This window comes from Chryseobacterium sp. MYb7, assembly GCF_002979455.1.
Classification (GTDB): domain Bacteria; phylum Bacteroidota; class Bacteroidia; order Flavobacteriales; family Weeksellaceae; genus Chryseobacterium.
This window is the reverse complement of sequence record NZ_PCOU01000045.1, coordinates 1-20,031: the sequence shown is the minus strand read 5'-3', so window position 1 is coordinate 20,031 and position 20,031 is coordinate 1. Positions and strand designations below refer to the sequence as shown.

Sequence of the window (20,031 nt, the reverse complement as noted above, 5' to 3'; positions counted from 1 at the left end):
CTGGATCGGATTCAATTATTTAGCTTTTATTGTTATTGCTTGTAAAAAATTCATAAAAAGAAAGTCAAGATGAGTTCTATAACAAGAACAATCAGAACCAATACAAAAAGATAAAAATTGATAACAGTATTAAAAATGACTGTTATCAATAATATTGCATTTAAGATACTAAAGACAATAGATTTATCTATTCTTGTCATTACTTCACAATCTGGAAATCAAGCTGTTTCTGAATAAGATTCGCTTTTACCACTTTGATCTGAACTTCATCTCCCAGCTGGTATTTGTTTCCGTGTCTTATTCCATATACTGCATGGGTTTTTGCATCATACATGTAAGAATCATCTACAAGATCTCTAAGCTTGATCAATCCTTCTGCTCCGTTTTCTGGAATTTCTACCCAGAAACCAAATTCTGCAACTCCGGAAATCACTCCTTTGAAAGTTTCTCCCAGATGTTTTTCCATGAATTTCACCTGCATAAACTTGATAGAATCTCTTTCCGCGTCTGCTGCCAGTCTTTCCATCGCACTGCAGTGTTTTGCTTTGTCTTCAAGCTCACCTCTGTTTGGAGATTTTCCTCCATCCAGATAATGCTGAAGAAGACGGTGTGCAAGCAAATCCGGGTAACGGCGGATAGGAGAGGTAAAGTGGCTGTAATATTCAAAACCAAGACCATAATGGCCAATCGGTTCTGTAGAATATACGGCTTTACTCATACTCCTCATCGCAAGAGTTTCAATCATATTCTCTTCCCCTTTTCCTTTTACATCATGAAGAAGTTTATTCAAAGATTCTGCTACCTTTTTGGTATTGGCAAGATTCATTTTATATCCGAAAGTGGCTACAAAATCTCTCAAAGATTCTAATTTTGCAGGATCCGGATCATCGTGAACCCTGTAAATAAATGTATTGTTGGTGATCTCACCTTTTCTTGAAAGGGATACAAATTCTGATACTTTCTTATTGGCTAAAAGCATAAATTCTTCAATCAGGTGATTGGAGTCTTTGCTTATTTTAAAGTAAACACCAATCGGCTCATTATTTTCATCAAGATTGAATCTTACTTCACTTCTGTCAAAAGTAATAGCACCTCTTCTGATACGTTCATGACGCAAAATTTTAGCTAATTTATCAAGTGTATTGATTTCTTCCGCAAGATCTCCCTGTCCGGATTCGATACGTTCCTGAGCTTCCTCATAGGTAAATCTTCTGTCTGAATGGATAACCGTTCTTCCAAACCACTGCTTTTGAATTTCAGCATTATCATTTAGTTCAAAAACGGCTGAAAAAGTATATTTATCTTCGTTCGGACGGAGGGAACACACATCATTACTCAAAACTTCAGGAAGCATTGGTACAACCCTGTCAACAAGATATACAGAAGTTGCTCTCTTATATGCTTCATCATCTAAGATCGTTCCCGGAACTACATAATGAGATACATCTGCAATATGAACCCCGATTTCCCAGTTTCCATTTTCCAGTTTTCTTATGGATAAAGCATCATCAAAATCTTTCGCATCCTTAGGGTCAATGGTAAATGTACAGATACTACGCATATCCCAACGCTTTGTAACCTCTTCATCCGTAATACTTCTGTCGATTTTATCTGCATCCGCTTCTACTTCAGATGGAAATTCATAAGGCAGTCCGTATTCTGCAAGAATAGAGTGGATTTCCGTTTCATGTTCTCCCGGAGCACCCAGCACCTGAATGATTTCTCCTTCCGGATTTTTATCTCCCGGCCTCCATTCTGTCATTTTTACAATGACCTTATCACCATCTTCTGCTGTGCTGAATTTTCCTTTCGGAATAAAGATATCTGTATTGATTGATTTTTTATCACATACAACAAACCCAAATTCTTTATGAGCAACCTTCTGAAATGTTCCTACAAATTCAGTTCTGTTACGTTCCAAAACTTCCAAAACGGAGCCTTCTAATTTCTTTCCTTTATAATGATAAGTTATAATAAGAACCTTATCTCCCTGCAGGGCATCCTTCACATTTTTGGCATGAACGAAGACATCATCTTCCAATCCTTCCACTTTTACATACGCATTTCCACTTTGGTTGAAGTCAATAATTCCGGTAAGCGTTCCTGCAATTTTCAGGTTCACGATATATTTTCCTTTTTCTACTTCTTTGATCTTTTCAGATCCCTGAAGTTTATGCAGTGCCTGGATCACAAGTTCTCTTTGTCTTGGATTTTTATAGTCTATTCCATCAGCGATCTGCTTGTAATTATAAATTTTGGATGAATTTGCATTCATAAAACGGAGAATCAATCTTCCGATCTCCATCATTTTTAAATCATTTTTATGACTTATATATTTTCTTTTTTTTGGCATGTTAATTTTCTTTTTAATTGTTTTGGTCTTATTTCAAATAAAACCTTTTCCTAAATCTTTTCCCATTCATTCCTTTATATAGGTTATTCAATTTCATCATTAGATTCTTTCCGTACATCATCAGAAATTATCTTTCAGTTTACTTAGAACGGGAGCTTTAGTTTTGTATAAATTTAATACAATTCTTGAGAAGAAAAGAGAAAACCTTCTATTAAATATATTTCAAATATAAGAAAGGCTTTGGAGAATAATAGAGTGTAATTTCTATTGGACACTGCAAATGTACGAATAAAAAATAAATAAGGCTTGTAATATGATTTACAAGCCTTATTATATTTTAGCAAACTGCAATTTTATCAACTCTGTTCTGGTGTCTTCCACCTTCGAAGTCTGTTGAAAGAAATTTATCTACAATTTCAATGGCCAGTTCTTTTGATATAAATCTTGCCGGCATTGAAATCATGTTGGCATCATTATGCAGTCTTGCCAGGGTCGCAATCTCCGGCATCCAGCATAAAGCACATCTTATTTTCTGGTGTTTGTTCGCAGTGATCTGAACCCCGTTTCCGCTTCCGCAGATCAGAATTCCCAACTCATTTTCTCCGTTTTCCACAGAGGTTGCCGCAGGGTGCACAAAGTCAGGATAATCCACACTGTTTGTGGAAAACGTGCCAAAATCCTGAACCTCAAAACGTTCTGAAAGGTAGTTCTTAACAATCTCCTTATATTCATAGCCTGCATGGTCCGCTGCGATAGCAATTTTTCTTTTCATAATACTCTTATTAAGCTTTATTAGATTCTATTTCCTTACAAAGGTAAGAATAATAACAATTCGTGTTAGTAAACCCTGAGTTAATTGTGAAAAGGTATGTTAATAAGTGTGGAAAACTTTTATCAACTTTCTATTTTTAAAGATCAATTTATTTCGTAATAGAAATTCTTTCCACAATTCTTTGCCACAACTTTCCAGATGTTTTCTTCAGCTATCCCCAGCTTTTTCCATAATAAAATAACTAATAATGGCTTCCCCTCAAAGTTACCAACATTTGTTAATAAGTATGTGAAATAGCGGATTTACAAGGATTTATATTGTGAGTTAAATATGAATTTAATAAAAGTTGAATGTTATCAATTATTAGTCTAAAACTTATCCCCGAAACTAACAACACTCAACAACAACTACATTATTCTTTTTTTTAAAAGAGAAAAAATTGTTGATTAGTGGGTGATTGGGTTCGGGGAAAGTTTTTGAAAACTTTTATTTTAATCAAAGTGTTGAAAAAGTTTAAAACCTTACATTTGTGAAACGAAAATTCAATGAGTTGCATGAAATTGACCTGCCGGGATTTGCGGAAATGCAATCCGGAATCTGGCTCAAGGGATTTCATAAGACTTGGAAAAAAATAGATCTACGTATGAAAACAATCAATGATTTCAATTTTAAAGACAAGAAGGCTCTGGTAAGAGTGGACTTCAATGTTCCTCAGGACGATCAGCTGAAGGTGACGGACAATACAAGAATTGTTGCTGTGAAGCCAACAGTGGAGAAGATCCTTAATGATGGTGGTTCTGTCATCTTAATTACACACCTTGGAAGACCAAAGGGAGAAGTGAAAGATGAATTTTCTCTTCAACATATTCTTGGCGAAGTTTCTTCCGTTTTAGGACGTGAAGTAAAGTTTGTAGATGAGTGTATCGGTGAGAAAGCTGAACAGGCTGCTGCAGACCTAAAACCAGGGGAAATCTTGTTATTGGAAAATGTACGTTTTCATAATGAAGAAGAAAAAGGAGATGCTGCATTCGCAGAGAAACTTTCTAAGCTTGGAGATGCTTATGTAAACGATGCATTTGGTACAGCTCACAGAGCTCATGCTTCCACTGCAGTGATTGCTCAATACTTTCCATCAACTAAATATTTCGGTTTATTAATGGCTAAAGAGCTTCAAGCGATTGATAAAGTATTAAAGAGTGGTGAAAGACCTGTTACAGCTATTCTGGGAGGTTCTAAAGTTTCAACTAAAATTACCATTATAGAAAATATTCTTCCTGCAGTGGATAATCTGATCATCGGAGGAGGTATGGCATTTACCTTTATTAAGGCTCTTGGAGGGAAAATTGGTAATTCTTTGGTAGAAGAAGATAAAATTCCTTTAGCTCTTGAGATTTTAGGAAAAGCAAAAGAGCATAAAGTAAAAGTATATCTTCCATCTGATGCAATCATCGCTGAAAGTTTTAGTAATGATGTAGAGAGAAAGGAAGTTGATATCTATGCAATCCCTGAAGGATGGATGGGACTTGACGCAGGTCACAAATCAAGAGATCAGTTCAATGATGTATTGTTAAATTCAAGAACAATTCTTTGGAATGGACCAATCGGAGTTTTTGAAATGTCAAATTTTGCTGGCGGAACTATTGCATTGGGTGAGAGTATTGCTGAAGCAACAAGATTAGGAGCTTTCTCTTTAGTAGGAGGTGGAGACAGTGTTGCTTTCGTTAAACAATTCGGATATGCTGATCAGGTAAGTTATGTGTCTACCGGTGGTGGAGCAATGCTTGAAAGTCTTGAAGGACTTGAGTTACCAGGAGTTGCTGCGATCAACAATTAATAAGAAAAAAAGAAATATTATGAAGTCTGCTAATTATATTAGCAGACTTTTTTTCTGCCTGAAACTTTAATGAAATCCTTTATTGAAGGGGTTTTTAAAGTATTTTTAGATATAACTTTTAGTTATACGAGCTTAGGGTATATTCTCTTTCAGATACTTAGGTTTTCCAATAGATTTTAGCTTACATTCTACCCTTAAATTCCTATATTATTTAAGATTTTATTTTCGCATTTTATCGTGAATTCTTAATAAAACTGACTCTATTTTTAGCATTAAATTTTGAAATCATCGTACGTTCTCATGATCATTTTTTCAAATGATTTTAAGGTATTTCATATAGAAAATGAATGCTTTTATTTGAACTGATTCAATCAAAATATTCTATATGAATTAAAGTGTTTTTCTCTGATCTTAATTTTTGTCCATTACGAGATTTTCAATATTTTTTAAGCTATAATCCTTAGACCTAAGTTTTATATTGTTTTTCGAAATTTTATTTTTTGCAGGAGAGATTTGATTACTTTTTTCGTGTTTTAAAATTGGCCTATAATTTTTATTTTATTTCATATTTATGTGAAGACGCTGTATTATATTGTATATCAATAATTAAGCTATTTATTTGTTGGTTATTTTGTTTTATTAAATATCATAGAATGAATACGTTATGTATTTTTAAAGATAAATTTTCTTTTTTTATATTTTCCTTTCAAATTTTAGAATTGACTAGATGTTTAAAATTATTTTAATTTTTTCTAAATTCTCCAGTTTAGATTTTTAAATAGCGTACGATTTTTAGATCTGCATTCGAATTTTTTTACTTCACAAATTTTCATTTGCTATCAAATTCTTTTGTATTTAAAAACTTTATCAAATTCTTTTGAAAATTATAATTTAGGGCATTTCAAATTTTTTATAAATATGTGAAGATGGAGTAGGGGAGTCTTAATTTTTCATTCACTTATTTTCGATCAAATTTTTTTTCAAGTAAACTGATAATTTGAATTTTTTGATTTGAATAGATGTAGAGTTCCTGATCAACTAAATTTTATTTTTTTCTATAAAAGTGCTGAAAATCGACCTTCATAAATAGCTTAAAAATCGATTTTCTCTATTTTTCCAAGTATTTATATCTCGGTTTATTTTGAATTAAAATTGCACCTGTTTTTGAAAGAATTTGCTTTCTGAAATCAATTTTTAATGCTTTTTTATTTATACTGGTAGAAGTAGATATAAAAACTGATATTTTTAAGTTTAAGTAGAACTTTAAGAGAAGAGTTTTGAAAATAGTTAATTTGTTCAATTTGTAAAATGGAGTAGGGGAGAGATGTCTCTTAAATTTAAGAAAGAAAATATTTTAAGTGTAAATATTTTCTTCAGATTTTATTAAAATTATACTAGATATAAAAATAAGGTTTGATGAAAAAAAGAAAACTCAGGAAAAAAAATCCTGAGTTTTTTAATTTTAAGGCTGAAAACGTTGAAAATCGACCTTCATAAATGGCTCAAAAATCGATTTTCTATCTTTTTTCGATAATGTATATCAAACTTGAAAATTCGTTGGAAAATAACGCCTTTACGTTAGAAATTGTTCCGTGGATCACTGCTTTTGCCCAAAATAGTGGTGATTTTTTGTATTTTTCGCTCAGCATGGAGATATAGTATGAGTCAAGGACTAAGGGTTTAATCTTTCTCATTTTCCAGTCTGAGTTTTTAGAAATTAGATTTTCCATACCATTTTTAGAAAAATGATAAATATGTCTTGGTACATCATAAGCTGCCCAATATTCTTTATAATGTTTGGCATCATAAGAAGTAGGGTTGGGAACTGCAATAACAAGAATTCCTTTTTCTTTTAATTTCCCGTGAAAAGCATTAAGCATTTCATCTTGGTTTTCGATGTGTTCAAAAACATGCCATAGTGTAATGGCATCTAAGCTGTTTTCTTCAATTTTATTGATATCATCTAAAATTGAAGCTTTGGTTATTTTGTTCTCTGCAGCTTTTCTTGCATCAGAATCTGGTTCAAAACCGAATGTTTCAAAATCATTTTCTATATATTTTACAAACTCTCCGGCACCACATCCGTAATCAAGAACTTTTGATCCTTTTTTTATTCTATCTACCAGTATATTTTTTTTGTACTGTAGATTAAAAGATTGAAGAAATTTATATAGTTTTTCTTTCAGGGTTCCGGAATCCTGATGATGAGAAATGTAATCTTCACTTTCATAATATCTGGATATATTGGATGGGACAGGGGAGGTCTTAAAGACTCCTTTTGTATCTGTTTCTTTAATCTCAAATATTTCCTGTGAAAGAAAATGATCTTTTATTTTCATTGAAATCGCTACCTTTTTATCTTGTAAAAAAATTAAGATATTCAGAGGTTAATAGAGCCTCATAAATACCTTAATTTCTGTTTTATTATTTTTAATGTTTCACGTGAAACATTTCTTTTTTTAACGTCCTAAATAGACTAGTAAAACGTTAATGTCAGCTGGAGAAACTCCGCTTATTCTTCCTGCTTGTGCAATGGTCTTCGGCCGTACGTTAGACATCTTCTGTTTTGCTTCTGCAGAAAGGCTGCTTAGCTTCGTATAATCAAAGTCTTCCGGAATTTTAATGTTTTCCAGACGGTTCAGCTTCGCTACATTTTCTTTTTCTTTCTCAATATATCCTTTATATTTTATATTGATTTCTGCCTGTTCTCTTACTTCGTCACTGTATTGAGAGGAAACTTCTTTAATAGCATCAATTTCATCCAGCTTTTCTAACGTTATATTAGGTCTGGTAAGAAACTGTGCTGCTCTGTATGCCTGATCTACAGGATTGCTCTCAATAGATTCAAGAATAGGATTAATTACTCCAGGTTTTAAAGAAGTTTCGCGAAGAAACTCTTCAAGTGATTGACTTTCAGATGCTTTTGCTTCAACTCGTTTTAATCTGTCTTCTTTTGCCAGTCCTAACTGGTACGCTTTTTCAGTAAGTCTGATATCTGCATTATCCTGTCTTAAAAGAAGCCTGTATTCTGCACGAGAAGTAAACATTCTATAAGGTTCTTCAGTTCCTTTGGTAATTAGATCGTCAATCAATACTCCGATGTAAGCTTCATCTCTGTTTAGGATAAAGTCTCCTTTTTCGTGAACTTTGTTGTGTGCATTGATACCAGCAATTAATCCTTGTCCGGCTGCTTCTTCATATCCGGTTGTACCATTGATTTGGCCTGCGAAATATAAATTGTCAATTAATTTTGTTTCCAGGGTATGTTTCAATTGGGTAGGAGGGAAGTAATCATATTCAATAGCATAACCCGGACGGAAAACTTTTACGTTTTCAAATCCAGGAATTTGTTTCATTGCTTTGATTTGTACATCCTCAGGAAGAGAAGAACTGAATCCGTTTACATAGATCTCTACAGTTTTCCATCCTTCCGGTTCTACGAAAAGCTGGTGTCTGTTTCTTTCTGCAAAACGATTAATTTTATCTTCAATACTTGGACAGTATCTTGGTCCTAAACTTTGAATCGTTCCATTGAACATTGGGCTTCTGTCAAAACCTTCTCTTAAAATATCGTGTACCGTTTCGTTGGTATATACAATATGACAGCTTAATTGTTTTGTCAGTTTTGGTGTATCAAGATAGCTGAACTTTTGAGGATTTTCATCTCCTTTTTGTTCTTCCATTTTTGAATAATCCAAACTTCTTCCGTCTACTCTCGGTGGAGTTCCGGTTTTCATTCTTCCTGCTTCGAAACCTAAAGTGACCAATTGTTCTGTAATTCCAAATGCTCTTGGTTCACCCATTCTTCCTCCGCCTAATTGTTTATCTCCAACGTGAATTAATCCGTTAAGAAAAGTACCGTTGGTGAGAATTACAGATTTTGCTTTGATCTCAATTCCTAAAGAAGTAACCACTCCAGTTACTTTATTATTTTCAACAATCAATTGTTTTACCATATCCTGAAAGAAATCAAGATTGGGAGTATTCTCTAATGCTAAGCGCCATTCTTCGGCAAAAAGCATTCTGTCATTTTGGGTTCTCGGAGACCACATCGCGGGACCTTTTGAAAGATTTAGCATCTTGAATTGGATAGCAGATTTGTCTGCTACAATTCCGGAATATCCTCCCATTGCATCAATCTCTCTTACGATCTGTCCTTTTGCGATTCCGCCCATTGCCGGGTTGCAACTCATCTGTCCGATGGTCTGCATATTCATTGTAACAAGTAGTGTTTTTGAACCTAGGTTGGCTGCTGCCGCAGCGGCTTCACAACCTGCGTGTCCGGCACCTACTACTATTACATCATATATTTCTGAAATCATTTTTATCTCGCTTGTTTTAAGCTTTAAACCTTATCTCTATAACCAATGTTTCACGTGAAACATTTTTGAAGAATGCACTCTAGATAAACTTATATTGTTACTAGAATAGAGTACTTTAGGTGTAGGACTTTAAGTGATTGTTCAATTTAAAATTTTAAATTCCTGTATTTATCTAAGTACAAATCTTCCATTCTCCGCATCTCTTTTTCTTCCTCTTCTGTCTTGTCTTTATAGCCTGCAAGGTGCAAAATACCATGGGCTAAAACCCTTCTTAATTCTTCTTCATAATCTCGGGAAAGGGTAGAGGCGTTATCAGAAATGCGCTGCAAAGATACGAAAATCTCAGCGCTTATTGTCTTGCCTTTTACATAATCAAAAGTGATAATATCTGTATAATAATCATGCTGCAAATAATCCTGATTGATCTTAAGAAGATATTCATCATCACAGAAAATGTAATTGATTTCTCCTAGTTTTTTTCCTTCTGAAAGAATAAGATCTTCCAGCCATTTTTTGTAGTCTGTACTTACCGATTCTGGTAAGCTTTCGTAAAAGAACTGTATCATTTTTTTAAAACCAGTGTCCTAAAATAACACTGAATATACCTTTTTGGTTATTTTTAAGTGAGTGGCTGAAGTTTACTTTTATCTGCCCAAAAGGAGATTTGTAACCAGCCGTTATTCCCAGTGAACTATAATTTACTTTAACTGCATCTTCAAACTTGATATCGTTTGATAAGTTAGCAAAGCTGAAGTTTCCACTGATAAAATAGTTTTTGTTAAATTTAAATTGGATATCATTAGATGCCAATATCACATTATTTGTATAAAGCTGTGCAAAATAAAACCCTCCGAAGCTTTTGAAATTAATCAAATTCTGTTCAAAAATTCCACCTAATCTGAATTGGTAATAGGCTGGAAGGTTTTCGCCAATGGTAAGACCTCCGAATAAATTCAGACGATAACTGAATTGTTTACCCAGAGGAATATTAAGCCTAAGATCTGCCTTGATCTGAATGATTCTTTTGTCTACTTCAGACTTTAAAAGATCTATTACCTTTCCTTCAGCAGCAAAATAAACCCCTTTTGTAGGAAACTCTTTATCATCCTGAGTATCGGTTTTTATGAAGATATAAGGGTTTAAGAAACGGCTGTAACGTCTGTTGTCACCATTGCTGTTTTCTGCTTTGAAATAATCGTGGCTGATACCACCGCCAATAGCAAACTTATCTTTCCATATAGACTGCACATATGCCTCGTTTCTGAGCCATTCCCAGCGGTCTACAGCATAGTTGTCTACATTCTTTATATCAAAGCTCATTCCGGATGAATAGATACCAAATCCGGGGATATATCCGTTGTCTATAAAATAGTTTAGATAATATCTCAGACGGTCTCCTACAACGACATCTAAGGAAAGGTTTGAATTTTTGAATAAAAGTCTTTTAGCAGAATAATTCAAAAGAAGTCCTGTTTTAAAAACTTCATCATAATGAAGACCAAATTTTAAAAAATGGCGGGTATCATCTTCTGTCACGTAAAGTTTCAGATAGTTGGCATCATTTTCCTGAACGATATCATAATTAATAAATTTATAGTTGTTGGTTGCAACTAATTTATCAATCATTTTATTGATGTTTCCATAAGTTTGTAAAGAGGGGAGACGCAGTCCCATTTTTCCCAGAGTATAGTTTTTTCCGTAGATTTTACTTCCTTCAATAGAAATGCTGTCTATCTTATATACATTGGAATAAATAGGGTTTACACGCTGTCTTAGGCGGTCAAACGGACGTTTTGGTAGCTGATCTAATATCTGGGTATATTTTAATCCTTCAACATAACCGCTGTCCAGAATTTTCTTTTTATCATCGTAGCTTGTAGCAGACATTCCTTTAAGATTCGGTTTTATATTGATGTCTGTATATTTATACTGCTTTCTGGTATCTTTTTTTATTCCGAAATCAATGACCTGATTCAGGATGGAAATAATATTGTTTAAGTCTTCTCTTTTTGATAGATCCTGATTAAGGTCCACACCGATGACAATATCAATTCCTTTATCCTTCAAAGGCTTTGAGGGATAGTTTACCGTCATGGCTCCGTCAATATAAATACTGTCACCAATTTTTACAGGATCCATTAAAGAAGGAAATGCGGAACTCGCCATGATAGACTGTACCAGATCTCCTTTTTCAAAAATCTGCATATTGCCGCTTTCAAGATTGGTAGCAACGCATAAGAAGGGAATTGGCATTTTGGAAAAGTCCTCAATATTGGAAACGTTCTTAAAAAGTTCTTTCAGGAGATAAACATTTCTCTGGCCGGTACTGATAGAGGAGGGAAGTGTAATTTTTCCGTTTTTAAGCGGAATAGATAAAAGGTATTTGTCTACAGATTTATTGAAAAAACTGGCTTCCTGTCTTGACTTCGGATCCATGATTAAAGAATAGAAATCAGTATCCATGACTATTTTTTCAATTTCTTTTCCGGAATAGCCGGCGGCATACAATCCACCTACAATGGCTCCCATACTTGTCCCGGAGATATAGTCCACTTTTACTCCCAATGAATCTAAAACTTTAAGAACTCCCACATGTGAAAATCCCTTGGCACCACCACCGGCAAGTGACAGTCCTATCTTTGGGTTTTTGGGCACCACCAAATCTTTTTTTACCTGAGAATGGATCAATAACAATGGGAATATGAAAAGCAGAATCAGGAGTTTTCTCATAATTAATCTTTTATATAAATCCGTTTCACCCGCGGCGAAATGGAGGTTAATACTTCATAGGTTATCGTTTTGCAGTATTCTGCGAATTCTTTTAAGCTTGGCTGGGCATTGAAAACAGTTACGGTATCACCTTCTTTTACATTGGGAATATGGTCTACATTGATCATCATCATATCCATACAGATATTTCCTACGATGGGTGCCAATGTTTTATTAATCCCTACATTTCCAACCTGATTTCCGATCAGCCTTGGTATTCCGTCTGCATATCCCACGGGAATAGTCGCAATTCTTGTAGCGTGATCTGCTTTATACCTTCTACTGTAACCAACAGATTCGCCATTTTCAACGGTTGATATCTGTGAAATTACGGTTTTAAAACTTACTACAGATCTTAATTGCTTCTGAATTTCAGGATCTGCAGATTCTCCAAGCATACCGATACCAATTCTCACCATATCGTGCTGATGATCTTTATAACTTGTTATTCCAGCCGAATTCAGAATATGACGGATAGGAGCGTAGCCTAATTTTTCAATAAGATAACTGGAATTTCTGTCGAAGACTTCAAGTTGTTTCAAAGTAAATTCCTTTTCTTCAGGCATATCCGAAGAAGATAAATGGCTAAATAGACTTTGTACTTTTACGTTTTTCTGGCTTAAAGTTTCACTTAACAGATCCAGCTCAAAATCTTTGAAACCAAGACGGTGCATTCCGGTTTCCAGCTTGATATGAATAGGGTATTTTTTGTCATAGCCTGATCTCTGAACGGCTTCATAAAATAAATCCAGAACTCTGAAACTGTAAATTTCTGGCTCAAGGTTGTATTCTATAATAGTCTGATAGCTATGCTGCTCAGGGTTCATTACAATAATAGGTGTTGTAATTCCTTTTTTACGAAGCTCTACGCCTTCATCTACATAAGCTACTCCAAGGTAATCTATATGGTGGTGCTGTAGAAACTCAGATACTTCATAACTTCCCAGACCATAGGCATTGGCTTTTACCATAGCCATCATTTTGGTTCCCGGTTTCAGAAGTGATTTATGATAATTGATATTATGAAGTATTGCATTAAGGTTTACTTCCAGAACCGTATCATGCTTTCTTAATTCAAGAATATCTTTTAATCTTTCAATTTCAAATTTTCTGGCTCCTTTTAGCAGAATAATCTGATTTTCTAATTCAGTAAGATACTTGCTTTCAATTAATTCTTTAGTGTCAATGAAAGTATATGTTTTAGCTTTAAATAATTCACTAAAGTTTGAAATTTCATCACCGATTAAGAAAACAGAATCAAAATGCTGTTCGTTCACCAGTTCAGAAACTTCTTCGTACAATTCTTTGGCATTGGAATTCACTCCTACAATATCTGTTAAGACCAAAGATTTTTTAGATTTATTATATTCATTCAAAAACTGAAGGGCAGTCTTCAAAGAATCGAGGTCAAGATTAAAAGAATCATTGATGACAATATTGCCTTTAATTCCTTCAATTGCTTCAAGCCTCATTTCAACGGCCTTTAAAAGGTTGATTTTTTCAACGATCTTTTTATTTTCGATATCCAGTTCCTTAAGGACTGTGATAAGCGCCATAGCATTGGTTAACGTCGCTTCGTCTCTCTGATGAGCCGGAAAACTGATTTCTTCACCAAAATATTCAACAATAATGTTTTCATCTTTAGAAATATTGTTTTTGATGAATACCTGGTTCTCTTTTTTAAAACCGTAAGAAATTAATTTTTTATCAGAATAGGATTTTTTAATTTTTTGATCAACCAAAGAATGGTCACCATTATAAATGATGACTTCAGAATTCTTAAAAAGTATGATTTTTTCATCAATCAATTCTTCTTCGGAAGAAAAGTTGGCAGCATGGGCAGTTCCGATATGAGTCAATAATCCGATTTGAGGATGAAAAATATTTTCAAGCTTTTCCATTTCGTGCGGTTTTGAAATTCCCACTTCAAAAATTCCCAGCTGATAAGAGCTGTTAATCTGAAGAAGAGAGAGTGGAAGACCGATCTGAGAATTGAAACTTTTAGGACTTTTTACCGTAGGAAATTCGTTCCATAAGCATTGATACAACCATTCTTTTAAAATCGTTTTACCATTACTTCCTGTGATTCCGATAGATTGTAAGTGAGAATTTTCGAAATGATACTTTGCTAATTTTTGAAGAAACTCTACGGAATTTTCAACAATGATCCAGGTTATATTTTCAAAATCCGGATAATGGTGTTCAGAAATAATGACATTGATACCTCTGTCTATTGCAGATTCAATAAATTTTTCCCCGGAATTTTTATGAGTATTGATCGCTATAAACGCAGTATTCTTGGTAGAATAAATAATCCTGCTGTCGTAGGCTATATTTTTGATCAATATATTTCCGTCTCCAATGATCTGTGCATTGGTGATCTCTGCAATGTGTTGTACTGTATAGTTCATTGGTACCCTTTCTGCTTTATTTTGTGCGAAACGGCAAAAGGTAAAATTGTAAGAGATTTTATTTCCCCTTTTTACTATTTTACAATAGAGCGTTTTCGCTTTTCAATTTATATTAAGTGAATAGATCTTATGGTTTGGTAAACACAGTTTTTATTGTTTTACCTTCTCTATATTTATTTTCTTTTTGAAAGTACTTCGTCAATAAAAACACGGCGGCTTACTGCTTCATAGCTTTCAGTTTCTCCCAATTCTACCAGATTATCTCCCTGTGAAGTCCTCATAGAATAGTTGGCAAGATTACCTGTTCTTTTGCAAATAGCATGCACTTTTGTTACATATTCTGCTGTAGCCATCAAATTGGGCATTGGCCCGAACGGACGACCTAAAAAATCCATATCTAATCCGGCAATGACCACTCTGATACCACTATTGGCAAGCTGATTGGCAACATCTACAATACTTTCATCGAAAAACTGAGCTTCATCAATGGCTACTACATCACAATTGGATGCCAACAGAAGAATTTCATTGGGATTTTCCACTGCTGTACTACGAATTTTATTCTGATTATGAGACACTACATCCTCTTCAGAATACCGTATATCCATTTTTGGTTTAAAAATTTCCACATTCTGTCCTGCCATTTCCGCTCTTCGCAATCTACGAATCAGTTCTTCGGTTTTCCCCGAAAACATAGAGCCACAAATTACTTCCATCCAACCACTTTGTTTGGAATGATTAATTGTATTTTCTAAAAACATTTGTTAAATTAGCCGTATATTTTTAACATCAAAAGTAAGCAATTTTAATAAGAATCTTATTATGCAGAATATCCAAGATTTAAAGGAAAAGATTTTTTTTGAATCCATGAATATCATTGATAATCTGGACAAAATAAGCAATATAGACGAATTACTTTCCAAGCAAGATCTTGTAGATGAGCTTGCTAACAGGATTTCTTTTTTGAAACTGCTGGAAAAGAATATTGAATATTTTGTTGCAGATGATTCGGGACAAAATCAGGATCATCAGCACCTCTCTTTTGTATCAGGAGAAACAGATCATCATGATAAAGGAAATGAAGTGACAGAAGAGGAAGCTATTTTTAATAATGAGCTGAATGAAATTGATGAAAATGAATTTTTCCCGGACGGATCTGAAGAAGAGGCCGTTTTCAATAACCAGTTGAATGACATTGTTGAAAACGAATTCCATGAAAATATTGTAAGTTTTGTGGACGAAAATATCCAGGAACAGGCTCCAGATCATGAAATTCTTGAAGAAGAAGCTGTTTTCAATAATCAACTGAATGAAATTGACGAAAATGAAATTTCAGAAGAACAGAGAGCGGTTTTGAGTTTTGTAGATGAAGAAAAAATTCTTGCTGATTCTGCACCAGATTCTGATGAAGATCTCAATGAAGACCTGTTTCATCATGAAGTAACGGAAGAAGAAGTTATTTTCAACAATCAGCTGAATGAGATCGAAGAAGAGGAAGAAGAATTCTTGGAGGAGGAGTCCAAAAAAGAAACCGATTTTGCTGTTGTAAATGAGACTAATGTTCCTGTAACAGAAATTATTCCAAGTATTTTTGATACAGAAACTCTTGATGATGAAATATTGATTGAAGAAAACGAAGAACAGTTTGTAGCTTCCAATATTTCCATAGAACAAGGAGAAATGGCTACAGAAACTTCCAATGTAGAAAACATTCTGAGTGAGATAAAAAATGATCATTCTGAAGAACCTGTAAAAGAGGAAAGTATTCTTGCTGAAGTCTATGACAGAAGAAAAATCGTTGAAATAGACAGGCCTGTTCCTGAAGAAACAGACAGACATCCTTCTGATGAGAGCTTTGAAAACTTAGAAGCATATCAGCAGGAGAAAAAAATAAAATTAGCCAATATCAAAGGATTGAAAGCTGTTCAGTCACTTTTTGATGATGATCATCTGGAAACAGAATTTCCTAAAGAAAAAGAACCGGCGGTAGTGAAAGAAGATACAGGAAGTATTCTGAAATCTAATATTCCTACCCAATTTATGGAAGCAGACAAGCAGAAACCAGAGTTTAAGCTGGATCTGAATGACAGAATTGCTTTCTCAAAAACGCTGTTCGAAGGAAGCCAGTCTGACCTGAATGATGCAGTATATCAGCTGAACCAATTCAAAACACTGGAAGAAGCCAAAGAATATCTTAGTGATCTGTATTACGAAAGAAAGTGGAGTAAAGTGGATGAATATGCACAGAGACTTTGGATATTGGTGGAAAATAAATTCTTATAATTTTGAGCGGAATCCTATATTTTGTTCCTACACCCGTTGGGAACCTGGAAGATATGACATTCAGGGCGGTAAATGTCCTGAAAGAAGTAGACTATATTTTATGTGAAGACACCAGAACTTCCGGAATACTTTTAAAACATTTTGAGATCTCCAAGCCTTTAAAATCATATCATTTACACAATGAACATCAGGCAACGGAGAAAGTGATTACAGACCTTAAAAACGGGCAGAATATCGCAATTATTACCGATGCAGGAACACCCGGTATTTCGGATCCTGGGTATTTATTGGCAAAAGCAGGAGCAGACAATAATATTGATATGATCTGCCTTCCTGGAGCAACAGCTCTGATCCCGGCATTAGTAGTTTCCGGACTTCCTAATAACGAATTTTTATTCGCTGGTTTTTTACCACAAAAGAAAGGCAGACAAACAAAGCTGAAGCAGCTTGCAGAAGAAAAAAAGACCATTGTTCTTTACGAAAGTCCTCATAAAATCAATACCACGCTGGAGCAGATCAAAGAATTCTTCGGGGAAGAAACCAAAGTAAGCTTAAGCCGTGAGATCTCTAAAAAATTTGAAGAAACCAAACGCGGAACAATCAATGAATTAATTGAGTTTTCCAAGAGTAAAACTTTAAAAGGAGAGATCGTTCTTATTGTCAACAATTCTATTTAATTTTCCTTGAAGAAATTAATTTTTGTATTGAGTTCTGTAGTCTGTACAGCACAGACTAACCAATATATGAAAGTGATCCTGTCTAAAAAGACAGATAAGGAGGTAAGTTCCTATTCTGAGGGATATGGAACGTTTTATGATGCTGGCTATAAGAAACCGGGAATTGTAGATTCTTTGGGGACTATTACCTTTGAATCTCCTTATAAAGGGGGTATTTTGCATGTTTTTAAAAACAGGTTTATTCTTTATTCTGAAGAAGGAAACAGTAGAAAATCTGCCGTTATAGATGAAAAAGGAAAAGAAATTATTCCTTTGGATGATCATGAGTTTAATACACCATGGTGGAGTGAAGAATGCATTATTTCTACAAAACAGGACAGAGAAGCTGTATATGATTTTAATGGTAAAGAAATCATTCCCTATGCAGAAAAAATTCGTTTTTCCGGGAAGAACAGGTTATTTGTTTTAAAAGATAAAAGATGGTTTCTGTTTGACCTTAATGGAAAACAGCTCAGCGAGCGTGAATTTAAAGAAGATTATAGCTTTGACAATGATAAGGCACTTATTATTAATGAAAATAATGAGAATGAAATCATTGGAAATAATGGCCAAACGCTGCATAAGTTTTCAAAAAGGATAGTCAATATCAATGCCTATCCTTACCTGATTACCCAAAATAAAAGCACAGGGAAATATGGCTTGATTGACACGGAAGAAAATACCATTGCAAATGAAATCTTCAACGATATTACGCCGGAATACTTTGGTAAAAAAGAATATATCTATCTTACAAAAAATGGAAAAACAACCATTTTCAATAAGAAAGATAAGAAGCTGTATGCACAGACTTTTAAATATTTGGATCCTTTATTGAATAATCTTTTCAGTGTTTATCATGATAAGCTAAAAAAATCAGGTATTGTAGATCTGCAGGGAAATATGATTCTCCCTTTGGAATATGATTTTATCAAAAGTTTCAACATTTCCGGTAAAGATTTTATCTACCTTAAAAAAGGAAATGAAGAACAATTTCTTGATAAAGATCTTAAAAATATTGTAGGAGAAGGGGTTCAGATTTTAGGATTCTATCCGGATAATTTAATCATTGGAAAGCATGATCGTTACTACAGATTTTCTGTGAAGGATCAATCAATGTCTGAATTGAAAAATATCAGCCAAATCAAAAATGAAGGCATAGAATATTTTAATATACTGAATCATTATTCAAAACCGTTGGTTTGCAGAAATACAGCCAATTTTTATGGCATTCTGGACGGAAAAGGAACAGAAATTGTACCCTTTATTTATGAAGATATTATAACATTCGGAAATGCTGAAAATGAAATTGTGGTAAAAAAAGAAGGTAAATTCGGGGTTTCCAACTTTCAGAATGAGCCGCTTAAAGAAATAATTTATGATAAATATTTCTGGCAGAAAGAAGTACTGAAGCTGGATAAAAGCAAAAAAACAGATTTTATTTATTTCACCAGATTTAAAAATAACGCTGTTCAGCTTTAATAAATATCCAGAAAATTGTCAAAAAAATCCAGTATTTTAACAATTTAAATGGCTTGAATAACATTTTATAATATCTTTGCAAACCGTTTAATTCCGGAGAGGAATTGTAGAAGCAACAAGAGGCAGCTGTCACAAGCTGAACGAGTTATAAAAGAAAATAATTATCAATAGATATGAAAATATTAGAAGGAAAAGTAGCATTAATTACCGGAGCTACAAGAGGAATCGGTAAAGGTATCGCTGAAATGTTTGCTCAGCAAGGGGCAAAAGTAGCATTTACCTACGCTGGTTCTGTAGACAAAGCAAAAGAATTAGAAGCAGCTTTAAGTTCTGTAACCCAAATTAAGGGATATCAGTCTGACGCATCAGATTACGATGCTGCTCAGAAATTGGTGGAAGATGTAATGGTAGAATTCGGACAGATTGATATTCTGATCAACAATGCAGGGATTACAAAAGATAACCTGTTACTGAGAATGTCTAAAGACGATTGGGATAAAGTAATCAAAGTAAACTTAGACTCAGTTTTTAACCTTACAAAAGCAGTAATCAAGCCGATGATGAAGGCAAGATCCGGATCTATTATCAATATGACCTCTGTAGTAGGAGTAAAAGGTAATGCAGGACAGGCCAACTACGCAGCATCTAAAGCTGGAGTTATCGGATTTACAAAATCTGTGGCACTAGAACTTGGATCAAGAAATATCAGATGTAATGCTATTGCTCCTGGATTTATTGAAACTGAAATGACTGCTGTTCTGGACGAAAAAACAGTTCAGGGATGGAGAGAAGAAATTCCAATGAAGAGAGGAGGACAGCCTGCAGATATCGCCAATGCTTGCGTATTCTTAGGAAGTGAAATGTCAGCATACATTACCGGACAAACGTTAAACGTTGACGGTGGAATGTTAACTTAAAATATAAAAAGGCTGCACATGTGCTAGTCATGGTCGGAAGAAATTTCCGACCATTTTTTATGTTTTAAGTTTTGAAGACTTTTGCAGGATCACCCCCCGCAAATATTATTAGAATTGCGGTAATCATATCCCGAAGTTCCATAGCGATGCGTCTTTTAGCTGTTTTATATCCTAA

13 protein-coding genes are annotated in these 20,031 nt (G+C 34.2%); 5 read left to right on the top strand and 8 right to left on the bottom strand.

What is annotated here, in order from left to right:
- Positions 1-199: 199 nt before the first annotated feature.
- Entirely contained in the window at positions 200-2,353 is a 2,154-nt protein-coding gene (gene rnr / locus CQ046_RS22635) for a ribonuclease R (RefSeq protein WP_105704433.1), read from the bottom strand.
- A 337-nt stretch (positions 2,354-2,690) separates the two neighbouring features.
- Positions 2,691-3,125, bottom strand: coding sequence for a ribose 5-phosphate isomerase B (gene rpiB / locus CQ046_RS22630; RefSeq protein ID WP_105682920.1), 435 nt, complete (start codon positions 3,123-3,125; stop codon positions 2,691-2,693).
- Between the two features lie 643 nt (positions 3,126-3,768).
- On the opposite strand from rpiB, the gene CQ046_RS22625 reads away from it, so the two are divergent.
- Positions 3,769-4,959, top strand: coding sequence for a phosphoglycerate kinase (locus CQ046_RS22625; RefSeq protein ID WP_105704434.1), 1,191 nt, complete (start codon positions 3,769-3,771; stop codon positions 4,957-4,959).
- A 1,517-nt stretch (positions 4,960-6,476) separates the two neighbouring features.
- Here CQ046_RS22625 and CQ046_RS22615 read toward each other — a convergent pair.
- The 6 genes from CQ046_RS22615 to CQ046_RS22590 all read right to left on the bottom strand — a co-directional run bounded on the left by CQ046_RS22615 (position 6,477) and on the right by CQ046_RS22590 (position 15,222).
- Entirely contained in the window at positions 6,477-7,298 is an 822-nt protein-coding gene (locus tag CQ046_RS22615) for a class I SAM-dependent methyltransferase (RefSeq protein ID WP_105704431.1), read from the bottom strand.
- Positions 7,299-7,418: 120 nt separating this feature from the next.
- Positions 7,419-9,281, bottom strand: a complete 1,863-nt coding sequence (mnmG, locus tag CQ046_RS22610; RefSeq protein ID WP_105704430.1) for a tRNA uridine-5-carboxymethylaminomethyl(34) synthesis enzyme MnmG — start codon at positions 9,279-9,281, stop codon at positions 7,419-7,421.
- A 146-nt stretch (positions 9,282-9,427) separates the two neighbouring features.
- A complete protein-coding gene (gene ybeY / locus CQ046_RS22605; RefSeq protein ID WP_105704429.1) occupies positions 9,428-9,847 on the bottom strand; it encodes an rRNA maturation RNase YbeY in 420 nt (139 codons plus the stop codon).
- Positions 9,848-9,851: 4 nt separating this feature from the next.
- Entirely contained in the window at positions 9,852-12,011 is a 2,160-nt protein-coding gene (locus CQ046_RS22600) for a patatin-like phospholipase family protein (RefSeq protein WP_105704428.1), read from the bottom strand.
- 2 nt (positions 12,012-12,013) lie between these two features.
- Positions 12,014-14,461 carry a bifunctional UDP-N-acetylmuramoyl-tripeptide:D-alanyl-D-alanine ligase/alanine racemase gene (locus CQ046_RS22595; RefSeq protein ID WP_105704427.1) on the bottom strand — a complete coding sequence of 816 codons (2,448 nt, stop codon included), beginning with the start codon at positions 14,459-14,461 and terminating at the stop codon, positions 12,014-12,016.
- Between the two features lie 173 nt (positions 14,462-14,634).
- Positions 14,635-15,222: a thymidine kinase gene (locus CQ046_RS22590; protein ID WP_034694049.1), complete on the bottom strand. Its 588-nt coding sequence runs from the start codon at positions 15,220-15,222 to the stop codon at positions 14,635-14,637.
- Positions 15,223-15,283: 61 nt separating this feature from the next.
- On the opposite strand from CQ046_RS22590, the gene CQ046_RS22585 reads away from it, so the two are divergent.
- The 4 genes from CQ046_RS22585 (at position 15,284) to fabG (ending at position 19,856) form a co-directional block, all read left to right on the top strand.
- Positions 15,284-16,744, top strand: coding sequence for a hypothetical protein (locus tag CQ046_RS22585; protein ID WP_105704426.1), 1,461 nt, complete (start codon positions 15,284-15,286; stop codon positions 16,742-16,744).
- 2 nt (positions 16,745-16,746) lie between these two features.
- The gene (gene rsmI, locus CQ046_RS22580; RefSeq protein WP_047377914.1) at positions 16,747-17,421 is read left to right on the top strand and encodes a 16S rRNA (cytidine(1402)-2'-O)-methyltransferase; all 675 of its coding nucleotides are present in this window, start codon (positions 16,747-16,749) and stop codon (positions 17,419-17,421) included.
- Between the two features lie 6 nt (positions 17,422-17,427).
- Entirely contained in the window at positions 17,428-18,939 is a 1,512-nt protein-coding gene (locus CQ046_RS22575; protein ID WP_123906674.1) for a WG repeat-containing protein, read from the top strand.
- Between the two features lie 173 nt (positions 18,940-19,112).
- On the top strand, positions 19,113-19,856 hold the full coding sequence (gene fabG / locus CQ046_RS22570) for a 3-oxoacyl-[acyl-carrier-protein] reductase (RefSeq protein ID WP_105704424.1): 744 nt from the start codon (positions 19,113-19,115) through the stop codon (positions 19,854-19,856).
- Positions 19,857-20,031 lie beyond the last annotated feature (175 nt).